Consider the following 21,050-nt stretch of genomic DNA (forward strand, 5'->3'; position numbering starts at 1 on the left):
TTCGATACGCACAACAACACGGTTTTAACGTCGTTTCATTTTAAAAATCAGGTTTCAAGACCTCTTTTTAGTATGCCCAAAATTTGGGTAAACAATAGCTCAATTAACTTTGACTTTTTTCAAACTTTTCTCCGTACATTATGAAACAATTTCTATAATTTCTTTCGTCTTTACACTTACATTTCCTATTCTAACATTTTTTTGGAAATTTGTAAGCATATTTTCCGAAATATTTTCATTTGTAAAAATAGTGGCAATTTCTTGACCAGCTTCGACATATTCTCCAACCTTTTTATGGAAGACAATTCCTGTCTCATAGTCTAAACTGTCTGTTTTCACAGCCCGTCCTGCCCCTAACTTCATAGCAAATAAGCCAAATCCCAAGGCTGGAAGAGCTTCGATATAGCCACTTTCTTGTGCCAAGACAGGCACTTGATGTGAAACACGGACCTGACGATACAAGTCCTCTAGGTCACCACCTTGAGCAACTACCATTTCTTCAAATTTTCGAAGGGCAGAGCCGTCGAGCAAGTGCGCATGAACTTCCTCGACTGTCTTTTCGACATTTGCAAGTCCTAGCATAATTTGTGCCAATTCACAGATGAAGTTGGTTACATCCTCACGTCCCTTTCCTTGTAAGATTTCCAAGGCTTCAAGGATCTCAAGACGATTACCGATGCTAGTTCCAACAGGCTGAGACATGTCGGTAATCACCGCAACCGTTTTTCTGCCGACTGCTTTTCCGAGTTCGACCATGGTCTCTGCCAGCTTGCGAGCATCCTCAATGTTTTTCATAAAGGCGCCTTCACCGACCGTTACATCTAGTAAAATCGCATCGGCTCCAGCAGCAATTTTCTTAGACATGACAGAACTTGCAATCAAGGGGATAATATCAACCGTAGCTGTTACATCTCGAAGAGCATAGAGCAACTTATCCGCTTTTACCATATTGTCAGACTGACCAATAACCGATACGCCAATGTCCTGTACTTGCTTGATAAACTGCTCTTGAGTTACTTCAATCTGATAGCCCTTAATGGATTCTAACTTATCCAAGGTTCCACCTGTATGACCTAACCCCCGACCGCTCATTTTAGCAACAGGTACACCGAAGCTAGCAACCAGTGGCACCAAAATCAAAGTAACCTTATCACCGACACCACCAGTTGAATGCTTATCTACCTTAATACCCGAAATCGCTGAAAGATCAATTTCTTCACCACTTGCTACCATTGCCATAGTCAAATCAGAAATTTCACGAGTAGACATGCCCCTAAAGTAAATTGCCATCGCAAAGGCTGCCATTTGATAATCTGGCACACTGCCTGTAGCATAACCACTAATCAGCCAGTTGATTTCAGCCGTGGTAAGTTCATGACCATCTCGTTTTTTCTGAATTAAGTCGACTGTTCTCATTCTTTCACACTTTCTAAAATATAATATCCCTTATCTTTCTTCAAGATACTACAGTTTCCGAAAACCTCCTCCATTTTGGCTTTGGCGCTTGGAGCGCCCTGCTTTTTCTGAATTACGATGATCAATCGTCCAGAATCGACCAAATAGTCATAAGACCCTTCAATAATTTCGTGGACGACTGCCTTTCCAGCTCGAATGGGTGGATTTGAAATCACGTAGTCAAAAGTTCCTGATACCGCTTCATAGATATTGGACTGGAAAATAGCAGCTTCGACCTTATTTTTTTCAGCATTTTGAAGCGCTAAATCAACTGCTCGACTGTTAATATCGACCATGGTTGGTCGGACGCCAAAAACCTTCCCTAAAGCCAAACCAAGTGGGCCATATCCACAGCCCACGTCTAATAATCTTTTGTTCTTGTCCAAATCTACTGTATTTAAAAGCACTTGGCTACCGTAGTCGATCATTTTCTTGCTGAACACTCCTGCATCCGTCAGGAAAAACATCTCTTGACCAAGCAAAGTGACACGAAGCTCATGAAGATCATGAGCCACACTAGGATTTTTCTCGTAATACATATTTGCCATACTCTTATTATATCATTTAATAAAAACGTTTACAAGTGATTGCTTTATCCTCTCCTATCATTTTACACCGGTAAAAAATCATGCTACAATGGTGCTATGAAGAATGAATTAATCAATTTTGAGAAAATAAGTCGCCAAACCTGGCAACAATTACATCGAAATACTACGGTTCCACTCACACAAGAAGAACTCAACTCTATCAAGAGTTTCAATGATAAAATCAGCCTCCAAGACGTACTGGATATCTATCTCCCACTGATCAATTTGATTCGGATTTATAAAAAGGCTAGTGATGACCTTTCTTTCTCCAAAAGTCTCTTTTTGCAAAAAAAAATAAAAATCCAGCCGTTTATCATTGGTATCTCAGGTAGCGTAGCGGTGGGCAAGTCAACCACCAGCCGTCTCTTACAGATTTTACTCACAAGAACTTTTAAGCGGGCCAAGGTTGAAATGGTGACCACAGACGGTTTTCTCTATCCCAACGCAGTTTTAAAAGATAAAAATATTCTTGACCGAAAAGGTTTTCCTGAATCCTACAACATGGAATTACTGCTGGACTTTTTGAACCATATTGAAAATGGGCACGATTATCAGATTCCTGTCTATTCCCATGAAGTGTATGATATTATACCAGATCAACGGCAGACTATTTCAGCGCCAGACTTTCTCATTGTTGAAGGAATCAACGTTTTCCAAAATCCTCAAAATCAGCACTTATACGTCAGTGATTATTTTGATTTGGCAATTTATGTTGATGCAGCTGTTGATGATATTGAAACATGGTACTTGGAGCGTTTCAGAAAATTGTTGAAATTAGCTAAAAGTAATCCCAACAACTACTACCATCGCTTTTTAAAATTATCAGAAGAGGAAATTTCTAATTTGGCGCACACTATTTGGGAGACAATCAATCTGGTCAATCTAAAAGACTATATTGAACCGACTAGGCATCGAGCAGACATCATTCTTCATAAGGCAAAAAATCATGAAATTGATGAAATTTACTTAAAAAAATAATTTCCTCTTGTCAAAATCTATTTTTTCAGGTACAATAGTATAGTTAGTATAGAAAAGGTGGAGGTGAAACCATTGGCAAACATTAAGTCAGCTATCAAACGTGCTGAATTGAACGTAAAACAAAACGAAAAAAACTCAGCTCAAAAATCAGCTATGCGTACTGCAATCAAGGCATTTGAAGCAAATCCTTCTGAGGAGCTTTTCCGTGCTGCTAGCTCAGCTATCGATAAAGCAGAAACAAAAGGTTTGATTCACAAAAATAAAGCGAGCCGCGACAAAGCACGTCTTGCATCAAAACTTGCCTAATAAAAAGAGCCTTCTGGCTTCTTTTTTTGTCAAAAAGAGAGAATAAACAAACATGAAATTTCAGATTATTGGTTATTCAGGAGCAGGAAAATCGACCCTTGCTAAATTCTTAGCTACTTACTACGCAATTCCACGTCTCCATTTGGATACGGTACGTTTTTTGCCTCAATGGCAAGAACGCCCAGATGAAGATATGAAAGCTCTAGTAGATAATTTTTTAGATCAGCATAATAGTTGGGTTATAGATGGAAATTATAGCTTTTGTTCCTACGCACGAAGAATGGAAGAAGCTGATACCATTATCTTCATGGATTTTTCTCCTTGGAATTGTCTTTATCGTGCTTTTAAGCGTTTTCTCCACTACCGTGGTAAGAACAGAGAAGATATGGCACCTGGCTGTACTGAAAAACTAGATTGGACATTTATCCGCTGGATTTTAAAAGATGGTCGACAAGAAAGGCAAAAAAAACGATATCATAAAATCTGCCAAACATATCCAGACAAAATAAAAATCCTCCGCAATCAGAAGGAATTAGAGCAATTTATGAAGACAGTAACAGGCTGAGAGTTCACTTCCGGCCTGTTACTGTCTTTTAATGCGCTAGCTTGCTATCTAGCATCTTAGAACCTATATTCATAAGCGAAGTAATTCTAATCGGGAGTTTATTTTTGAGCCTAAGGTCTCAAAATTTCTGTTATTCGCAACAGCGTAACTGTTACGAATAACACCACTACTGCAAAAGCAGCCTATGTTTCAATACCTTCAGCTTACTGGATTTCTAACCTGATACAATTACTATCCTAACTTTGTTAATGCAACTAATTTTTTTATGATTATAAAATGATGGATAAGTTGCTTATTTTTGCATTTCAATGAGTATTACTTGCTATCGATCTTAAGCATTTCTTTAATCTCTTCCAACATTTTGGTCTCTTCAGCAGACAACTCATACTGCTCCAGTAAATCTGGTCTGCGCTGGTAGGTTTTTTTCAAACTCTCATACAGACGCCACTTGCGGATATTTTCATGATGACCACTCATGAGAACATCTGGCACCAACATTCCTCTAAAATCATAGGGACGCGTATATTGAGGATATTCCAACAAGCCAGACGAAAAACTATCATCTGCATGGCTGGCTTCCTTACCAATTACTTCTGGAATCAAACGAACAGTCGCATCCACCATGGTCATTGCAGCCAGTTCTCCACCCGTAAGGACATAATCTCCCAGCGAAATCTCATCCGTCACCAAGGTCTTAATGCGTTCGTCATAACCCTCATAATGACCGCAGATGAAAATCAAATGGTCTTCCTGAGCTAACTCTTCTGCATAAGCTTGATCAAACCGCTTACCAGCAGGATCCAGTAAAATCACACGGGGTGCTGTCTTTTCAATCTGATCATAGGCATCAAAAATCGGCTGAGCCCGTAGCAACATCCCCTGACCACCCCCGTAGGGTTCATCGTCTACATGGCGAGATTTTTCTGCATTTTCTCTGAAATTATGATAGGCAATATCAAGCAAACCTTTTTCCCGAGCCTTGCCAACAATCGAATGCTCCAAGGGCGCAAACATCTCTGGAAAGAGGGTCAAAATATCAATCTTCATCGTCTAATCCTTCTGGAAGCTCTACTTGGACACGACCATTTGCCACATCCACTTCAAGGACCACAGGCGGAATATAAGGCAAAAGAAGATCTCGCTTGCCTTTACGTTTGACGACCCAAACATCATTTGCCCCTGGCTGTAAAATTTCCTTGATGGTTCCAAGTAGTTGCTCGCCTTCATAGACTTCGAGGCCGATAATTTCATGGTAGTAAAATTCTCCATCCTCCAAATCTGTCAAGTCCTCTTCTGCTACTTTGAGGGTAAAATCACGGTATTTTTCAATATCATTGATATGGTACATCCCTTTAAACTTGATAATGTCAAAAATTTTCACCTTACGGTGGCTAGCAATTTCAACATTCATGACAAATTGGTCTTTGGGGTCAAACAAGGCTAGCTGGTTGCCTTTCTTAAACCGCTCTTCTGCAAAATCTGTCACAGATAAGACCCGCATTTCTCCTTGGAGTCCTTGGGTGTTGACGATTTTTCCAACTTTAAAATAATTCATATGCTCTCCAAAACTCTATAATATGCCTTATTGTACCATTTTTTAGGCATTTTCTCAAGACAAGAAAAAGAGCGGATCAGCCGCTCCTTTTACTTTTCATCAATGACAAGACGAACTTTTTTGTCACTTGTTGGAACAGAATAAACAATCGTCCGAATCGCAGAAATTGTGCGTCCTTTTCTGCCGATAACGCGACCAATATCAGACTGCTCTAAGTCTAAGTGATATTCTAAAAATTCAGGTGTATCAACGATTTTTATCGTCAAGCTATCTGGCTGTGAAATCAAGGGTTTCACAATTGCAATAATCAGATTTTCAATCATGTCCATAAGTGTACTCTCTTAATTCGTTTTATTTTGAGAATTTTGAATCGTGGAATTTCTTCAATACTCCAGCTTTTGAAAGGATGTTGCGAACTGTATCAGAAGGTTGTGCACCATTTGCCAACCACTCAAGAATGCGTTCTTCTTTCAATGTTACTTGGTTTTCAGTAACAAGTGGGTTATAAGTTCCAACTGTTTCGATGAAACGTCCGTCACGTGGTGCACGTGAATCTGCTACGTTAATACGGTAGAAAGGTTTTTTCTTAGAACCCATACGAGTTAAACGGATTTTTACTGCCATTTTCTATGAATCTCTTTTCTCTTATAATTTATTGGTGAAATAGTAACACTATTTATCACATCTTCCATTATATCAAATTTTAATACGGTGTCAAGAAAAAAACTTGACACCTTAATGTTTTTTTAATGACAATCCTTATCAATCATTTAATGTGTTTCTCCACCAATGGTTTTTAGGTCTGCTCTGTCTTGATAAGAGACGATGGCAGTGATGGCCGCTTCGATTCCCCTGACAATATCTGCCAGCCCCATTGAAGCGGTATTTGGTTTGTCTAGGACTTGCTCTGTCAGATATGGGATATGCAAAAATCCAGCCTTTAAACCCGGGAATTTCTTGTCTGCCAAGTACAGGGATTGGTACATCAAATGGTTGCAGACAAAGGTACCGGCTGTATTTGAGACAGAGGCTGGTAAACCTGCTGATTTAATCTCTTCTACCATGGCCTTTATAGGAACAGTCGCAAAGTAAGCTGGCTCGCCATCTTCCCGAATGACCTTATCAATTGGTTGGTTGCCATCATTATCTGGAATACGGGCATCGTCTTGGTTAATGGCAACACGCTCTGGTGTCAGGCCAAAACGGCCACCAGCTTGCCCGATGCACAGTACCGCATTTGGCTGATAGGAGGCGATTTTTTCTTCCAAGACCTGTGCAGATTTGTCAAAAACAGTTGGCACCTTTATCCATTGAACCTCTGCACCTGCGATGCTGTTTGGTAGCTGTTTGACCGCTTCCAAGGCTGGGTTGACGACTTCACCGCCAAACGGATCAAAGCCTGTTACAAGAATTTTCATCCTCTTCTCCTTCTTTTTAAAAACTGCTTCCTATTTCCTATTTTTCCAACACCCCATAATGAAATTTCTGATTGGGACGAACCAAGCGCGTAAAGCCAAATTCTTCAAAAACAGGATCTCTAAAATGAGCTTTTAGGATAATTTTTTCTTTTGCTACTCGCTTGGCTTCTGCTAAGAGTTCTTTTGTCAACCTTGCAGGGTTAGCCAAGCCTTCTATGCCTGCTAAATTCTGTGATTCGAGAATATCCTCAGAAAACATAGGATCAAAATAGACAATATCAAAGGACTGACTTGCCTGCTGCTGCAAGAAAGTAAGACTATCCATTTCGACCACTTGAATCGACCGCATGGCTGCATTGACCGGCTCCATACCAGTATCCCAATTCTGCAATCCTTGGCCTACAAGAAAGGCAATCAGGCTCGTAGACTCAATTGCGGTCACTTGGTGGCCAGCACTTGCCATCACAATACTATCAGAAGCCAATCCCATAGTAGCATCACAAATTCTTTTAGGAGTTGAGCCAATCAACTTTAGCAAGGGATCATGTTGCGATTTGATACGTAGTAGAGCCGTATCTGGATGGAAAAACAGTTGTTTGCCCCCAATCTGCTCCAGTAGCAATCTATCCTGATAGACCACTAAGACTGCACCATACTGCTCTTGTAGGCGCTTAATAGCCTGTTTTTTCCGCTCAATGTAAGGTACACCAAAAGAAGCCGCAATATCTTTTGCTCTGGCAACCAACTGTTCATCCATACCGAGACTCGTTGTAACAATCCATTTCATACTCTTAGTATAGCAAAAAAGAGGCTGGGACAAAAGTCCTAGTCTCTTGTATCATTGGTTATACAGTTACTTTAGTACAAATAACTTCTGCATCACAGTCTATTGCTGATTTGTAACCCTTGACAAAGAGTTCTTTGTTGTAGAGTTTATTGCAGAAGAAGCACCAAACAGCCTACACTAAAGGGCGAGGACAGAGACAGCTGAATTAAAGAAAACTCCTCCAACTACCATGTTAACCCAAAACATAATGGCAGCCTACTTCCAGTCCCAAGGAGTAACGGGGTCCAGAAATTGAAGAAAAAGGTTGTTCAAGAAAAGCCTACTGGCGCTTATTTGATTTGTCCAGCTGAACTCACTAGTTGCCTTCTATCATACTCTAAATCGCATTAGTCGTAAAGCTACGGCTCTCTAGAACTTTTAACATGGCATCTGCTGTATCAAGGGCGGTAAAGAGCGGTGTGCCTGTTTCGATAGCAGAGCTACGGATGATTTGTCCGTCTCCTTCTGCCACACGTTTGGTACCAACCGTATTGATAATCGCCTGTACTTGACCCTTACGGACTAGGGCTGGAATATCATTTTCCTTGTCCTCACCCAGTTTACTTACTGCGATAGAGGCTACCCCATTTGCCTTGAAAAATTCGCTGGTTCCTTCTGTCGCAAAAATACCATATCCAATTGCTTCAAATCGTTTGGCTAAAGCAAGGGCTTCCTCCTTGGTTTCATCTGCGATGGTAAAGACTACATTGCCAAATTCTTCCAAGTGGAAATGACTGGCTTCAAAGGCCTTATATAGTGCTTTTTCAAGTGTCGTATCTGTCCCCATGACCTCACCAGTTGATTTCATTTCAGGCCCCAAGAGGCTGTCTACCTTAGCTAGTTTCGTAAAGGAGAAGACAGGAGCTTTTACATGGACATTAGCCGATTCAGGATACAAGCCGTCTGCATAGCCTAATTCCGCCAAGGTTTGCCCCAAGATAAGTTTGGTTGCTACCTGTGCCATTGGAACATCTGTTACTTTCGATAAGAATGGCACGGTACGGCTGGCACGTGGATTCACCTCAATGACATAGACGGTTTCATCCTTGATGACAAATTGAATATTCATCATTCCGATACAGTTCAGTCCAATCGCTAACCGCTTGGTATAGTCTGCAATCCGTGCTTGAATTTCTCTTGACAAGGTCTGCGGAGGATAGACCGCCATAGAATCACCTGAATGGACACCTGCACGCTCGATATGTTCCATAATTCCCGGAATAAGGACATCTTTTCCATCTGAAATAGCATCTACTTCGCACTCACGACCAACAATGTAAGAATCAACAAGGACAGGATGCTCAGGGCTAGCTTTAACAGCTGTCCGCATATAGCTCCGCAAGTCAATCTCATTTTCAACGATTTCCATGGCTCGACCACCCAGAACATAGGACGGACGCACCAAGACAGGGAAGCCAATCTTGCGAGCAGCTTCAACGGCTTCTTCTTCATTCGTTGCAGTTTGCCCTGGCGGTTGTGGGATACCTAGGTCTTTCAAGGCTTTTTCAAACAAATCACGGTCTTCTGCGCGATCCAAGTCTGCAACTTGGGTACCGATAATCCGCACACCAGCCTTAGACAATGGTTCTGCCAAGTTAATCGCAGTCTGTCCACCAAATTGAACAATGACACCGATTGGCTGCTCGAGCTCAATCACATTCAAGACATCTTCAAGAGTCAAGGGTTCAAAATAGAGCTTATCTGAAACAGAGAAGTCTGTCGATACTGTCTCAGGATTTGAATTCATAATAATCGCTTCATAACCTGCTGCCTGGATGGCCTTAACAGAGTGAACAGTGGCATAGTCAAACTCAACCCCTTGGCCAATCCGAATTGGTCCTGATCCTAAAACAAGAACAGACTCTCGCTCAGAGCGAATCGATTCATTTTCCCATTCATAGGTCGAATAAAAATACGGAGTAGCACTTTCAAACTCGGCTGCGCAGGTATCCACCATTTTATAGACTGGAACAATGCCATTTTCCAAGCGGAACTGGCGAACTTGGTCTGGAGTTTGCTGCCACAATTCGGCAATTTTACGATCCGCAAAGCCATTTTGCTTGGCAGTTTTTAGCACCTCTACGCTACCGACATTCCTTACCAACTCTGCTTCAAGCTCGATAATATGAACCAATTTATCCAAGAAAAAGACATCGATTTTCGTTAGATGAGCAATTTCTTCCACAGTAAATCCACGGCGAAGGGCCTCAGATACATAGAAGAGACGATCGTCTTGCGCCTTGACAATTTTTTCCACTAAAACATCATCTGTCACGCTTGCCAAGTCCTTCATTTCTGTGTGATAGACACCAATTTCAAGCGAACGACAAGCCTTCAAGAGACTTTCTTCAATCGTCCGACCAATCGCCATGACCTCACCGGTCGCCTTCATCTGAGTCCCCAAACGGCGCTCACCTTTTTCAAATTTATCAAATGGGAAGCGAGGAATTTTGGCAACAACGTAATCAAGAGCTGGCTCAAACATAGCATAGGTCGAACCTGTTACAGGGTTAATCATTTCATCCAAGGTCAAGCCAACTGCAATCTTAGCTGCCAATTTTGCAATCGGATAACCTGTTGCTTTTGAGGCAAGAGCTGACGAGCGAGACACGCGCGGATTCACCTCAATAACATAGTATTTAAAGCTATGTGGGTCAAGGGCCAGCTGCACATTACAGCCCCCTTCAATCTTGAGAGCGCGGATAATGCTCAAGCTCGCATCACGCAGCATTTGGTTTTCAATATCTGATAAGGTCTGAGTTGGGGCAAAAACAATCGAATCTCCTGTATGAATGCCGACAGGGTCAAAGTTTTCCATGTTACACACGACTAAGGCGTTGTCTGCACTATCACGCATGACTTCGTACTCGATTTCCTTAAAGCCAGCAATCGAACGCTCAATCAAACATTGGGTCACTGGAGAGAGTTTCAAACCATTTTCTGCAATCTCACGGAGTTCTTCTTCACCCGCACACATACCGCCACCTGTTCCCCCAAGGGTAAAGGCAGGGCGGACGATGACGGGGTAGCCGATGCTATTTGCAAAGGCAACGGCTTCTTCCACGGTATTCACAATTTCAGATTCTGGAATGGGTTGCCCCAAATCTTCCATTAACTGCTTGAACAAGTCACGGTCTTCCGCCTGATCAATAGCAGATAATTTTGTCCCTAAAAGCTCCACACCTAGCTCATCGAGGATACCAGCCTTAGATAATTCCATGGCCATGTTAAGTCCCGTTTGACCACCCAAGGTTGGTAAAAGCGCATCAGGACGCTCCTTACGCAAAATCCGAGACACAAATTCAAATGTAATCGGCTCAATATAAACCTTATCTGCAATCTCCTTATCCGTCATAATCGTCGCAGGGTTTGAATTAACTAAGACCACACTATAGCCCTCTTCCTTCAACGCAAGACAAGCCTGTGTCCCCGCATAATCAAACTCCGCCGCCTGACCAATCACAATCGGCCCAGACCCAATCACCATAATTTTCTTAATATCACTACGTTTTGGCATAATTAAGATATAAAGGGCGTTAAACGAACACAGTCAAAATAGGAGTTTTTCGCAGAACCACAGGTTCTAGGAAAAACTATCTTTTTGACCAAGTTCGTAGCCCGTATTCAGTTCCCTAAATACGGCTTCCCTTGTTCTCCTTTCTATTTGTCAGCTCTCTGGCTGTCATTAAATATTTCTTTTACTGATTGTTATTTTCAGCTTGAAATGCATCAATCAATTCCATAAAATCGTCAAACAAATAGCTGGCATCATGTGGACCAGGTGCTGCATCTGGGTGGAATTGAACAGAAAAGGCTGGTTGATAACGGTGGCGAACACCCTCGACGGATTTGTCATTGATTTCTTCATGGGTAATCATCAAGCAATCTGGCAAGTTCTCACGCGATACCGCAAATCCATGGTTTTGAGAGGTAAAATCGACACGGCCAGTTGCAATTTCACGAACCGCATGGTTAAAACCACGGTGACCAAATTTCATCTTATAGGTGCTAGCTCCATTTGCTTTGGCTAGCAATTGATGCCCCATACAGATACCGAAAATAGGAATCTTCCCTTGGATGCCACGAATCATCTCCAAGGCTTCTGGCACATCATCTGGATCCCCAGGCCCATTTGAGAGCATGACACCATCTGGTGCTAAGTTTAAAATTTCTTCAGCCGTCGTATCAAATGGTACTACCGTGATGTTACAGTCGCGTTTTGAAAGCTCACGCAAAATCGAATGTTTGAGCCCAAAGTCGACCAAGACGATATTGCGACCAATTCCCGGCGCAGGGTAGGCAGTTTTAGTTGAAACCTGTTCGATATTATTGGTTGGCAATACTGTCGCGCGTAGTTGATCTGATAAATGCTCGACCGAATCTCCTACATCTGCAAGCGTTGCTCGCATGGTTCCATGCTGACGGATAATCTTAGTAAGCGCACGTGTGTCAATTCCTGAAATCCCAGGAATTTTCTTGGCCTTTAAAAATTCATCCAAAGTTAATTGATTGCGCCAGTTGCTCGCTCTACGAGCCCATTCACGGACTACAACACCCTTACAAGTAGGGGTAATGGATTCATAGTCGTCACGATTGACCCCATAATTTCCAACTAGCGGATAGGTAAAGGTCAAAATTTGACCATTGTAGGACTGGTCTGTAATCGACTCTTGATAACCAGTCATCCCTGTATTAAAGACAATCTCACCTGTCACATCAATATCTGCTCCGAAGGCTTCGCCTTCAAAAATCGTTCCATCTTCTAAAATTAGCAATCGTTTTGCCATCGTTTCCCTCCTCGTCTGCTCTCTCTGGAGCCTGTTAACGTTTCTATTTAGTGGCTTTTGCCTGTATAACAGCTTCTAAAATAGCCATTCTCACAAAGACACCATTTTGCATCTGCCTCACAATGCGTGATTTCGGTGCTTCGACCAAGGCATCCGCAATTTCGACATCACGATTGACAGGAGCTGGGTGCATGATAATGGCTGATTCCTTCATGCGATTATACCGCTCCTGCGTTAAACCGTGCAATTGGTGATAGCCTTCCTTGGAAAAATGATTTTTTCCATCATGGCGCTCATGCTGCACACGCAAGAACATCAGCACATCTGCTTGCTCTACAATATCATCCAAGGCTACATGCTGACCATATGGCTCAAATTCTGCTGTATACCATTCACTTGGTCCTGCAAAAAATAATTCTGCTCCCAAGCGTTTTAAAATCTGCATATTGGACTTAGCAACACGGGAATGGGTCAAATCACCTGCAATCATAATCTTTAAGCCTTCAAAGCGTCCGAATTCCTCATAAATAGTCATTAAATCAAGCAAGGACTGGCTCGGATGCTGTCCGGATCCGTCTCCCCCATTGACAATCGAAGCCGTAATGGTCGGGCTCTCAATGAGTGTGCGATAATAATCAACTTCTGAGTGGCGAATCACACAAATGTCTACGCCTAAGGCACTCATGGTCAAAATTGTATCATATAAGGTCTCACCCTTATTGACTGAGCTGGTCTTGGCATCAAAGTCAATCATATCTAGCCCCAAACGGAGTTCTGCCATTTCAAAGGACTTGTGGGTGCGAGTGGAATCTTCAAAGAAGAGATTGGACACATAAACAGGCTGGTCAATCGCAGCAGTCGCTTCTCCCCTTTTAAAGGCTAATCCACGCTGAATCAATCCCAATACTTCTTCATTTGTTAGGCTCTCCATGGTCACCACATGCTGGAGTGATACCTTTCCGTCGATGATTGCCATTTTTTCTACCTCTTATTTCGCCTCATTCGCATCAAGCAACAAAACGGAATCCTTACCGTCTGACTCGACCATGTGAACAATGATTTCCTCGCTTCGACTAGTTGGAATATTTTTTCCGACATAGTCTGCCCGAATCGGCAACTCACGGTGACCACGGTCAACCAAAACTGCAAGGCTAACTCGTGCAGGGCGACCAAGTGACACAATATTATCAATCGCAGCTCGAATGGTCCGTCCCGTATAGAGGACATCATCAACCAAAATCACATCGCGGTCATTCACATCTGCAGTCATCACAGTCGTATCTTCTTCGACTTTCATGTCATCCCGAAATGGCTTGGTGTCGAGTTCTCCAAGTGGAACATCAATTCCTTCTAGCTGTTTCAAGCGCTCTTGGATACGTTTGGCAATATAAACTCCACGTGTTTTAATTCCAGCTAAGACAATATTGTCTAGCTCTTTATTGCGTTCGATGATTTCATAGGTAATCCGAGTAATAGCCCGTTTCATGGTCATCTCATCTACTATTTCTTTAGTTTTCATGACAAACTCCCTTCTCGCCTAATGGCGCAAAAAAATCTCCTTGACCACAAGGAGATTCCAGAAAATAAGGTCTTGTATTGCTTTTTAAGACGGGTAGAATAAGTGAAATGTGCACCTTGCCTAATGGCAGTTCAACCTGCAATCCAACATCTGACTGTCTACTTCGTCTTACTAAGCTATCCAGAAACCTGTTTTAGCTGATACTCCTTGCCTGTTTCACGGAACAGTCCTTAAAGGATTTATTATTATCAGTATAACAGAATTTTTTGTAAAAGACAAATCGTAGACCAAAAATGCGCAACATTCCCTAAAACCTAGTAGTGAAATCGTGAGAGTCTGTCCAATATACCACTGTTGTAGCCATCGAATCGAAAAATAAGGACTAGCCTTTCTGCCAATCCTTATATTTTATCTTTCATCTAGCTTATTTCTCAGCCACGCCTTGTTCAGCTGTTAGCTCAAGCTTATAAAATTGTGCTTTCGAAGCGGATCCGTATTTGGTATCAAAGTATTTGACACGGTTATTGACAGCGATAAGCTTCTCAGATTCAAACAATGGAATCGCAAAGGCTTCTTTCTCTGCGTTTTCTTGCCATTTCTTGTAATTTTCAAGATTTTTCTTCTCATCAAATGATTCTTCTGAACTAATCGCTTTTAAGAGCTTCGTATTTTCATCTGATACATAACGTGAGTAGTTAAATGGTGCTTCTGCTCCCCATAGACTTGTTGGGTTTGGATCATATCCTGTTGACCATCCTGCTAGGTAAGCATCAATATTTTCATCGTTAGCTTCGATAGTATCGTAGAAGGAATTCAACTCCATTGTACGACCAGTGTACAGCTCAACATTGAGACCAACTTCCTTCCACCAGTTTTGGTATTGTTGGATAAGGGCTTCATTGGCTTCTGTCCGTTTACGAGCTGCAAGACTAATTTTGAATGGTTTTCCGTTCTTATCTTCACGGATACCGTCACCATCAACATCCTTGTAGCCTGCTTCATCAAGCAATTTCTTCGCTTTTTCTGGGTTGTAAGTGTAACCTTCTAACTCTGAATCATGCAAGTCCCCAAAGAAGGAAATAACGAGGGAGGTTGCTGGATGATACAAGCCACTATATAGTTTTTCTCCAGCAGTCTTGGTATCAAGAGCATATCCCATCGCCTGACGCAACTTCACATCATTCATCTTAGCATCAGGATTCATGACATTTTTCTTTGCATCCTTGTCATATTTTCCAAGATTGAAGGATAGGTACTCATAACTTGAAGCCAATGTTCCAAGAATCGTAAAGTTAGACGCATCTTTAAAGCTATCTAGTTGATCCGTTGGCATTTCTGCATAGTCATAGTGACCGGCTTTCATCTCTGACACAATGGTATCAGGAGACACGATATCCATCTTCAACGTGTCAATATTTGGTTTACCATCATAGTAATTTTCATTCGCTACAAAGGTAACGGATTCTCCGCTGACCACTTCCTTGATTTTGAATGGTCCCATGCCGACAAACTTAGTTGTCGCACGCGCATAATCACTCTTTTCCCATTCAGCAACTGGAATATCTTTAAAGATATGTTTTGGCATGACATAGGCTGGAACGTCTCCACCTGCATAGAGCATAGAAGGTGTCATTTCTTTCATGTGCAAGACAACAGAGTAATCGTCCACTTTTTCAATACCTGAAATGCTATCTGCTTTTCCATCTACAAATTCATCCATTCCAACGATATTTTTAAATCCATCTCCGAAACGGACTCCTGTGTAACCTTTATCAGCCATCTTTTCAATGGTAAAGATATAATCATCAATCGTAAAAGGCTGCCCATCTGACCACTTGTAGTCCTTACCATTTAGCGTAACGGTTACTGTCTTTTCTTTTACGTCAAAATCAACTTTAGCAAGACCTGAATCATCGAGTTTACGATCACCGTCGTATCCAAACATCGACTCATCAACCATAGCGCCAAATGTTGAGTCAACATTATTTTCAGTCAATTCATCAATCAATAGTCCAGTTGACGCTGATGCTGCTACAATGGCATAATTCAACTGACCACCCTTTATCGCACTTCCATCATGCGTCACTTCACCTGGAAATGAAAGAGTCGCTTCATTTGCAGATGATGAGCTTTTCGTCTCATTTGAGCCACAAGCTGCTAGTACAGTTGCTGACAAAAGAGACACTGCTGCTAGAGAATAGAATTTCGTTGTTTTTTTCATACATAGACCTCAAAACTTTCTTTTTGGTTGATCAGCAGACGATGTTTTCCCATGTCTGTTGTTGTATTTTAACACAAAATAATCCATTTGTCTGCATTTTTATGAAAAAATATTCATTATTTTTGTATATTGTGACATACCCATGTAAGAAAATCTTCCCTATTATGCTAGAAATAGGGAAGATTTGTCATTTTTTATCCTAATTTTGAAAATCAATCTAGGAATTAGAGAATATTTAAACAACTTGTGGTTTTTGTGACTGTTTTGGAAGAGAAAGAGATTTCAACAGCAGCAAGCCAAAACCAGCCAGTAGATAGCCGATAAAAATGGTTACCGAATAGTTCAAAACAACCTTCCAACCGTATTTAGGAACATTCAAAAAGAAATAGGCAAAGGGACTATCTTTCGCCTCAGGAATCGGCAACTGGATGACAAGGCCATTGATGAGCGCAAAAGCCAAGTAAGCAATCGGTAGAGCAGTCCACCAAATTGGGTCGAACCACTTGTATTGTCTTTGCTTGTCCAAAAATAAGGTATCTAGTAGAAAGTAAAGCGGTACAATATAGTGGCAGAGAAGATTTTCCACCCGCCAAAAATCTGTCGCTAAGGGCGCCAGCATGAAATGGTAAATAACGCAAGTAATCATAATCGACATGGTAACGGCAGCTTTCAAGCGCAGAAAGGATTGGCTTTGCAAATCTTTCTTACGGTATAAAGCATAGACCATGTAACTCGAAAATAAGGCTACCAGCAAATTGGACTGTACTGTATAATACATCAACATACCGATACCATATTTGACAATCTCAAGAGTCGTTCCGATGATGGCAAGCATCGCCAACAAACAGCGCGAATAAAACATTTTACTTTGATAGTTCAATGTATTCCTCCTAAAATAAGAAGAGGGAGCGAGACAAGATTCTTGCCTTACTCCCAACTAGTAAAATCTATCGTATTAGATTTTCTTCACAAATTCTGATTTTAATTTCATGGCACCAAAACCGTCAATCTTACAATCGATGTTGTGGTCACCTTCAACGATACGGATGTTTTTCACACGCGTACCTTGTTTCAAGTCCTTCGGTGCTCCCTTGACCTTCAAGTCCTTAATCAAGGTTACCGTGTCGCCATCTGCCAAGCGATTTCCGTTGGCGTCGATTGCGACTACACCTTCTTCTACGACTTCTGCTGGATTCCACTCGTAGGCGCATTCTGGACAAATAAGCATGACACCGTCTTCATAGACATATTCCGACTGACATTTTGGGCAATTTGGTAACATTTCCATACTCTCTCCTCTTATTTTTTAACCTATCTAGTATACCATGCTCGGTCTAATTGAGCAAGTTATACTCGTCGTTTCAATTTACAGCGGATTCGTATTTCTGAGCTTGTCAAGGGTTTCACGGAAAATGGCTGGTGCTTCTGCCGTAAAGGTCACGACCTTTCCTGTCCTTGGGTGGGTAAAGCCAAGCGTCTTAGCATGCAAGAACTGACCATGACCCTTTAGGGTCTTCCTCGGTCCATACACCTCATCACCTGCTACGGGGTGACCGATATAGGCCATGTGAACCCGAATCTGATGTGTCCGCCCTGTTTCAAGGGTTAATTCCACTAAGGTATAATCTCCGAAGCGCTCCAAGACCTGAAAGCGGGTGATAGCTTCTTTTCCCTTAGCAGTTACCGCTTGCTTCTTGCGATCCTTGTCCGAACGACCAATCGGCGCTTCAATCACACCACGGTCATTTGGCAAATTCCCATGAACAATTGCCACATATTTTCGCAAGGATTTCTTGGCTTTTAGTTCCTCTGCTAATTTCTGGTGGGCTTCATCATTCTTAGCAATCATCAAAAGACCGGATGTATCCTTGTCAATACGATGCACAATACCTGGTCGCATGACTCCATTGATACCCGATAAATCTTTGATATGGTACAGAAGGGCATTGACCAAGGTACCTGAAGTATGACCAGCTGAAGGATGTACCACCATGCCTTGTGGCTTATTGACAACAGCTACATCTGCATCTTCATACACAATCTCAAGTGGAATCTCTTCTGCGACATAGTCAATTTCTTCCACTTCAGGAAGCTCATATTGGATACAGTCTCCTGTCTGCACTGTGTATTTGGCTTTTTTTACCTCACCGTTGACAAGAACCAAACCAGACTTTATCTGTTCATTTGCGACTGAGCGTGATAAAGAAGTTAGATCAGCCAAGGTTTTATCCAAACGGCTGCCACCTGTTTCAACTCTTATTTCCATTATTCTCTTCTTTCATGATACTTATAAACAAGACTGCTACACCAACCGTCAAACACATATCTGCAACATTAAAGACAGGAAAATCAATAAAATCAAGATGCAACATATCCACAACATAGCCCAGACGAAGACGGTCAATAAAATTTCCTATTCCGCCTGCAATCACAAGAGATAGGCTCCACAGAGTCCAAAGACTTCCCTTGATATGCTTGATAAAATACCAAATAGCTGCTGTTATCACGATTAGGGTCACAAGGGTAAAGAACCATTGCTGATGTTGGAGAATAGAAAAAGCAGCTCCGTAATTGCGGAGGTAATACAAATTGACGATTTTTGGAATAAAAGTACGTTGTTCATTCAAGGCAATGTTGGCCACAGTCCAAGCCTTTACCCATTGATCCAGAACGATTAGACAGACAATCCAAAGTGGAAATCCGATTTTTCTCATGTTATCCTTTCTTTTTAGCAAAATAGTCTTCCATGACACCGATAAAATCTTGCGCACAAGGACTCAACTCGCTATCTTCTCTTTTGACATAGACCATACGATTGCCCTTTTCTTCTTTAAAAGGAATCACCGTAATCCCATGTACACTCTCACTATCTAAAAATCCCGAACCAGTCGCATAGGCATCTGTTCGCTCCAAAATCCCATTTAAAGTAGCACGGTCAGTCACATCAAAGGTCACAGACGAATCCGAGGTATCAAAGAAATTTTCTGAATAATAAAGATACTCGTCCTTTTCTTGAGTGAAACGAACAGTTGGAAGTCCTGTTAAATCAGCTAGCTCAATCTCTGATTTCTTAGCTAGAGGATGTCCCTTACGGATATAGATATGAGTTTGAAAATCAATCAAATCAACCACTTCCAAGCGGAGTTTATCCAACTTTTGCATAATTCCCTTGGTATTACGGTGATTGAGATAGATAATACCCAACTCACTATGTCCTTGTGCTACCTCATCTAAAATCTGTACCGTCGTTGACTCAAACAAGCGAAATTTGGGGTACTCAGGAAATTGCTGCGAAAATTCCGTAATTAAAGGCGGTAAAAAATCATAGTGCTGACTGGAAATCGAAAACTCTACCTCGCCATCATCTGGCTGTAAATACAAGTGTTCGAATTGATCAAAACCCTTTACTAAACTTTGGGCTTTTTCATAAAATTCCATTCCCCGACGTGTCAAGAAGGTGCCTGAACTAGTCCGACTAAAAATTTTAAAGCCCAATTCCTTTTCCAAATCACGTACAGAAATGGATAAACTCGGCTGTGATACAAACATTTTTTCTGCTGCTTCTCGAAAAGTCCCACTATTTGCAATCGCCACAACATAGCGCAATTGTTGAATATTCATGTTGCCACTTCCTTTGTAAAATACTCTTTATTATACCATAATCTAACCCATTTCCTACATGAAATATGATTTGGCAGGAGAGATTTCCTAGAACAAAGCGCAAATTTCATACAAAAAGACCAGTCAAAAGCTGATCTTACTACAAATTTATTCTAAAAACCACCGGAGTTCGATGTTCTTTCCTTAATTTAAGAGAAAATGATAAAAAGGTCCACTGGACCTTTTTATTTCGCAATAGGGTAAACAGATACTTGTTTTTTATCGCGTCCTTTACGTTCAAAACGTACTACGCCTTCAACTTTAGCGTAAAGTGTGTCATCTCCTCCACGACCTACGTTAGCTCCTGGATAGATTTTTGTACCACGTTGGCGGTAAAGAATTGAACCACCTGATACAGTTTGACCGTCAGCCGCTTTAGCTCCAAGACGTTTTGCTTGAGAGTCACGACCGTTTGACGTTGAACCTCCACCTTTTTTGTGGGCGAATAGTTGCAAGTTAGCAAGATTCAAGTGTAACATAATGTTAGTCCTCCAATATTCTGTGATGAGTGTTGTTGCGCTAGGCTAGAATTAAGCGTTGATAGCGTTGATAACAACTTTTGTGTAAGGTTGACGATGACCTTGTTTACGGTGGCTACCTTTTTTAGGTTTGTATTTGAAAGTAACAACTTTCTTTTGTTTTCCTTGTTTTTCAACAGTTCCAACAACAGTAGCACCTGCTACAAGTGGAGTTCCGACAACAGTTTTTTCACCACCAACAAGAACAACTTCGTTAAATGTAACGTCTTGACCAGCTTCAACGTTCAATTTTTCAACGTAGATTGCTTGACCAACTTCAACTTTAACTTGTTTTCCGCCAGTTTTAATGATTGCGTATGTGCTCATTATGCACCTCCTATGATAATATGGGACTTCTCCCGAGTTTTTTTGTGAAGACTCGCCTAGCATCGTGGGACGAACCACTTAAACGATGATCGAGCGGTTGCACAGGCTGTGCATAGTCAACATTCTTATTCTATCACTCTTACTAGCATTTGGCAAGTATTACCACTCAATAAATACAATTTTTTTCTGTGAATGAAGGAACGAAAGTTCTAAAATGAAGTTAGCCAGTCAAGGGTATTAAAAAACATCTCAGAGAGATATAATTGTAATCACCACAACAACAATTAGAAAGACTCTGAGATGCAACACTATTATACACCAAAAAGAA

At 41.4% G+C, this 21,050-nt stretch carries 23 protein-coding genes and 1 other annotated feature; of the genes, 3 read left to right on the forward strand and 20 right to left on the reverse strand.

The genetic code is table 11. The annotated features are described in order from the left end of the window. Nucleotides 1-138 precede the first annotated feature (138 nt). Nucleotides 139-1,416: a pyrimidine-nucleoside phosphorylase gene (locus tag ABPH35_RS06835; RefSeq protein WP_349989029.1), complete on the reverse strand. Its 1,278-nt coding sequence runs from the start codon at nt 1,414-1,416 to the stop codon at nt 139-141. Next, nucleotides 1,413-2,003, reverse strand: coding sequence for a class I SAM-dependent methyltransferase (locus ABPH35_RS06840; protein ID WP_349989030.1), 591 nt, complete (start codon nt 2,001-2,003; stop codon nt 1,413-1,415). Before ABPH35_RS06840 ends, ABPH35_RS06835 begins: the two co-directional genes overlap by 4 nt. Nucleotides 2,004-2,099: 96 nt before the next feature. Between ABPH35_RS06840 and coaA the strand changes: the two genes are divergently transcribed. The 3 genes from coaA to ABPH35_RS06855 are packed head-to-tail and all read left to right on the forward strand — an operon-like array spanning nt 2,100 to nt 3,891. Continuing rightward, nucleotides 2,100-3,020 carry a type I pantothenate kinase gene (gene coaA, locus ABPH35_RS06845; RefSeq protein WP_349989031.1) on the forward strand — a complete coding sequence of 307 codons (921 nt, stop codon included), beginning with the start codon at nt 2,100-2,102 and terminating at the stop codon, nt 3,018-3,020. A gap of 57 nt (nt 3,021-3,077) precedes the next feature. After that, nucleotides 3,078-3,326 (forward strand): 30S ribosomal protein S20, encoded by a 249-nt coding sequence (rpsT, locus tag ABPH35_RS06850; protein ID WP_012027069.1) that lies wholly within the window; start codon nt 3,078-3,080, stop codon nt 3,324-3,326. Between the two features lie 52 nt (nt 3,327-3,378). Further along, on the forward strand, nt 3,379-3,891 hold the full coding sequence (locus tag ABPH35_RS06855; protein WP_349989032.1) for a DNA topology modulation protein: 513 nt from the start codon (nt 3,379-3,381) through the stop codon (nt 3,889-3,891). A gap of 315 nt (nt 3,892-4,206) precedes the next feature. On the opposite strand, the gene trmD is transcribed toward ABPH35_RS06855, so the two are convergent. The 18 genes from trmD to rplU form a co-directional block, all read right to left on the reverse strand. Beyond that, on the reverse strand, nt 4,207-4,938 hold the full coding sequence (trmD, locus tag ABPH35_RS06860) for a tRNA (guanosine(37)-N1)-methyltransferase TrmD (RefSeq protein ID WP_349989033.1): 732 nt from the start codon (nt 4,936-4,938) through the stop codon (nt 4,207-4,209). Continuing rightward, a complete protein-coding gene (gene rimM / locus ABPH35_RS06865; RefSeq protein WP_349989034.1) occupies nt 4,928-5,446 on the reverse strand; it encodes a ribosome maturation factor RimM in 519 nt (172 codons plus the stop codon). Before rimM ends, trmD begins: the two co-directional genes overlap by 11 nt. 89 nt (nt 5,447-5,535) lie before the next feature. After that, complete coding sequence (locus tag ABPH35_RS06870) at nt 5,536-5,775, reverse strand: KH domain-containing protein (protein ID WP_067089824.1); 240 nt, start codon at nt 5,773-5,775, stop codon at nt 5,536-5,538. Between the two features lie 22 nt (nt 5,776-5,797). Then, nucleotides 5,798-6,070, reverse strand: a complete 273-nt coding sequence (rpsP, locus tag ABPH35_RS06875; RefSeq protein ID WP_349989035.1) for a 30S ribosomal protein S16 — start codon at nt 6,068-6,070, stop codon at nt 5,798-5,800. Nucleotides 6,071-6,216: 146 nt separating this feature from the next. After that, on the reverse strand, nt 6,217-6,864 hold the full coding sequence (gene pcp, locus ABPH35_RS06880; protein ID WP_349989036.1) for a pyroglutamyl-peptidase I: 648 nt from the start codon (nt 6,862-6,864) through the stop codon (nt 6,217-6,219). A gap of 37 nt (nt 6,865-6,901) precedes the next feature. Beyond that, entirely contained in the window at nt 6,902-7,651 is a 750-nt protein-coding gene (locus tag ABPH35_RS06885; protein WP_349989037.1) for a class I SAM-dependent methyltransferase, read from the reverse strand. A gap of 376 nt (nt 7,652-8,027) precedes the next feature. Beyond that, nucleotides 8,028-11,207 (reverse strand): carbamoyl-phosphate synthase large subunit, encoded by a 3,180-nt coding sequence (gene carB, locus ABPH35_RS06890; protein WP_349989038.1) that lies wholly within the window; start codon nt 11,205-11,207, stop codon nt 8,028-8,030. A gap of 181 nt (nt 11,208-11,388) precedes the next feature. After that, a complete protein-coding gene (locus ABPH35_RS06895) occupies nt 11,389-12,477 on the reverse strand; it encodes a carbamoyl phosphate synthase small subunit (RefSeq protein ID WP_349989039.1) in 1,089 nt (362 codons plus the stop codon). A gap of 43 nt (nt 12,478-12,520) precedes the next feature. Then, nucleotides 12,521-13,453 carry an aspartate carbamoyltransferase catalytic subunit gene (locus tag ABPH35_RS06900; RefSeq protein ID WP_349989040.1) on the reverse strand — a complete coding sequence of 311 codons (933 nt, stop codon included), beginning with the start codon at nt 13,451-13,453 and terminating at the stop codon, nt 12,521-12,523. 12 nt (nt 13,454-13,465) lie between these two features. Further along, nucleotides 13,466-13,996, reverse strand: coding sequence for a bifunctional pyr operon transcriptional regulator/uracil phosphoribosyltransferase PyrR (pyrR, locus tag ABPH35_RS06905; protein WP_349989041.1), 531 nt, complete (start codon nt 13,994-13,996; stop codon nt 13,466-13,468). Nucleotides 13,997-14,420: 424 nt separating this feature from the next. Further along, complete coding sequence (locus tag ABPH35_RS06910) at nt 14,421-16,217, reverse strand: oligopeptide ABC transporter substrate-binding protein (RefSeq protein WP_349989042.1); 1,797 nt, start codon at nt 16,215-16,217, stop codon at nt 14,421-14,423. Nucleotides 16,218-16,452: 235 nt separating this feature from the next. Then, entirely contained in the window at nt 16,453-17,079 is a 627-nt protein-coding gene (locus ABPH35_RS06915; protein WP_405054566.1) for a Pr6Pr family membrane protein, read from the reverse strand. 93 nt (nt 17,080-17,172) lie between these two features. Then, complete coding sequence (locus tag ABPH35_RS06920; RefSeq protein ID WP_349989044.1) at nt 17,173-17,505, reverse strand: zinc ribbon domain-containing protein YjdM; 333 nt, start codon at nt 17,503-17,505, stop codon at nt 17,173-17,175. Nucleotides 17,506-17,583: 78 nt separating this feature from the next. After that, the gene (locus tag ABPH35_RS06925) at nt 17,584-18,483 is read right to left on the reverse strand and encodes an RluA family pseudouridine synthase (protein WP_349989045.1); all 900 of its coding nucleotides are present in this window, start codon (nt 18,481-18,483) and stop codon (nt 17,584-17,586) included. Then, complete coding sequence (gene lspA / locus ABPH35_RS06930; protein ID WP_349989046.1) at nt 18,467-18,931, reverse strand: signal peptidase II; 465 nt, start codon at nt 18,929-18,931, stop codon at nt 18,467-18,469. The genes ABPH35_RS06925 and lspA overlap by 17 nt, the downstream gene beginning before the upstream one ends. Nucleotide 18,932: 1 nt before the next feature. Next, nucleotides 18,933-19,838, reverse strand: coding sequence for a LysR family transcriptional regulator (locus tag ABPH35_RS06935; RefSeq protein ID WP_349989047.1), 906 nt, complete (start codon nt 19,836-19,838; stop codon nt 18,933-18,935). Between the two features lie 224 nt (nt 19,839-20,062). Further along, nucleotides 20,063-20,356 carry a 50S ribosomal protein L27 gene (gene rpmA, locus ABPH35_RS06940; protein ID WP_349989048.1) on the reverse strand — a complete coding sequence of 98 codons (294 nt, stop codon included), beginning with the start codon at nt 20,354-20,356 and terminating at the stop codon, nt 20,063-20,065. A 51-nt stretch (nt 20,357-20,407) separates the two neighbouring features. Further along, the gene (rplU, locus tag ABPH35_RS06945; RefSeq protein WP_008808969.1) at nt 20,408-20,722 is read right to left on the reverse strand and encodes a 50S ribosomal protein L21; all 315 of its coding nucleotides are present in this window, start codon (nt 20,720-20,722) and stop codon (nt 20,408-20,410) included. A 38-nt stretch (nt 20,723-20,760) separates the two neighbouring features. Next, nucleotides 20,761-20,831, reverse strand: a sequence feature (ribosomal protein L21 leader region). Nucleotides 20,832-21,050 lie beyond the last annotated feature (219 nt).

Origin of the sequence: Streptococcus handemini (genome assembly GCF_040984445.1) — a bacterium.
In the GTDB taxonomy this organism is placed as follows: Bacteria; Bacillota; Bacilli; order Lactobacillales; family Streptococcaceae; genus Streptococcus; species Streptococcus handemini.

Coding starts and splice junctions, on each gene's coding strand:
- pyrR (WP_349989041.1), bottom strand. CDS start 13,996: ATGAAAACTAAAGAAATAGTAGATGAGATGACCATGAAACGGGCTATT.
- ABPH35_RS06840 (WP_349989030.1), bottom strand. CDS start 2,003: ATGGCAAATATGTATTACGAGAAAAATCCTAGTGTGGCTCATGATCTT.
- ABPH35_RS06870 (WP_067089824.1), bottom strand. CDS start 5,775: ATGGACATGATTGAAAATCTGATTATTGCAATTGTGAAACCCTTGATT.
- ABPH35_RS06895 (WP_349989039.1), bottom strand. CDS start 12,477: ATGGCAAAACGATTGCTAATTTTAGAAGATGGAACGATTTTTGAAGGC.
- coaA (WP_349989031.1), top strand. CDS start 2,100: ATGAAGAATGAATTAATCAATTTTGAGAAAATAAGTCGCCAAACCTGG.
- lspA (WP_349989046.1), bottom strand. CDS start 18,931: ATGAGAAAAATCGGATTTCCACTTTGGATTGTCTGTCTAATCGTTCTG.
- ABPH35_RS06925 (WP_349989045.1), bottom strand. CDS start 18,483: ATGGAAATAAGAGTTGAAACAGGTGGCAGCCGTTTGGATAAAACCTTG.
- ABPH35_RS06920 (WP_349989044.1), bottom strand. CDS start 17,505: ATGGAAATGTTACCAAATTGCCCAAAATGTCAGTCGGAATATGTCTAT.
- rpmA (WP_349989048.1), bottom strand. CDS start 20,356: ATGTTACACTTGAATCTTGCTAACTTGCAACTATTCGCCCACAAAAAA.
- ABPH35_RS06835 (WP_349989029.1), bottom strand. CDS start 1,416: ATGAGAACAGTCGACTTAATTCAGAAAAAACGAGATGGTCATGAACTT.
- trmD (WP_349989033.1), bottom strand. CDS start 4,938: ATGAAGATTGATATTTTGACCCTCTTTCCAGAGATGTTTGCGCCCTTG.
- ABPH35_RS06900 (WP_349989040.1), bottom strand. CDS start 13,453: ATGGCAATCATCGACGGAAAGGTATCACTCCAGCATGTGGTGACCATG.
- ABPH35_RS06885 (WP_349989037.1), bottom strand. CDS start 7,651: ATGAAATGGATTGTTACAACGAGTCTCGGTATGGATGAACAGTTGGTT.
- ABPH35_RS06910 (WP_349989042.1), bottom strand. CDS start 16,217: ATGAAAAAAACAACGAAATTCTATTCTCTAGCAGCAGTGTCTCTTTTG.
- ABPH35_RS06935 (WP_349989047.1), bottom strand. CDS start 19,838: ATGAATATTCAACAATTGCGCTATGTTGTGGCGATTGCAAATAGTGGG.
- ABPH35_RS06915 (WP_405054566.1), bottom strand. CDS start 17,079: ATGTTTTATTCGCGCTGTTTGTTGGCGATGCTTGCCATCATCGGAACG.
- rplU (WP_008808969.1), bottom strand. CDS start 20,722: ATGAGCACATACGCAATCATTAAAACTGGCGGAAAACAAGTTAAAGTT.
- pcp (WP_349989036.1), bottom strand. CDS start 6,864: ATGAAAATTCTTGTAACAGGCTTTGATCCGTTTGGCGGTGAAGTCGTC.
- carB (WP_349989038.1), bottom strand. CDS start 11,207: ATGCCAAAACGTAGTGATATTAAGAAAATTATGGTGATTGGGTCTGGG.
- ABPH35_RS06855 (WP_349989032.1), top strand. CDS start 3,379: ATGAAATTTCAGATTATTGGTTATTCAGGAGCAGGAAAATCGACCCTT.
- rpsP (WP_349989035.1), bottom strand. CDS start 6,070: ATGGCAGTAAAAATCCGTTTAACTCGTATGGGTTCTAAGAAAAAACCT.
- rimM (WP_349989034.1), bottom strand. CDS start 5,446: ATGAATTATTTTAAAGTTGGAAAAATCGTCAACACCCAAGGACTCCAA.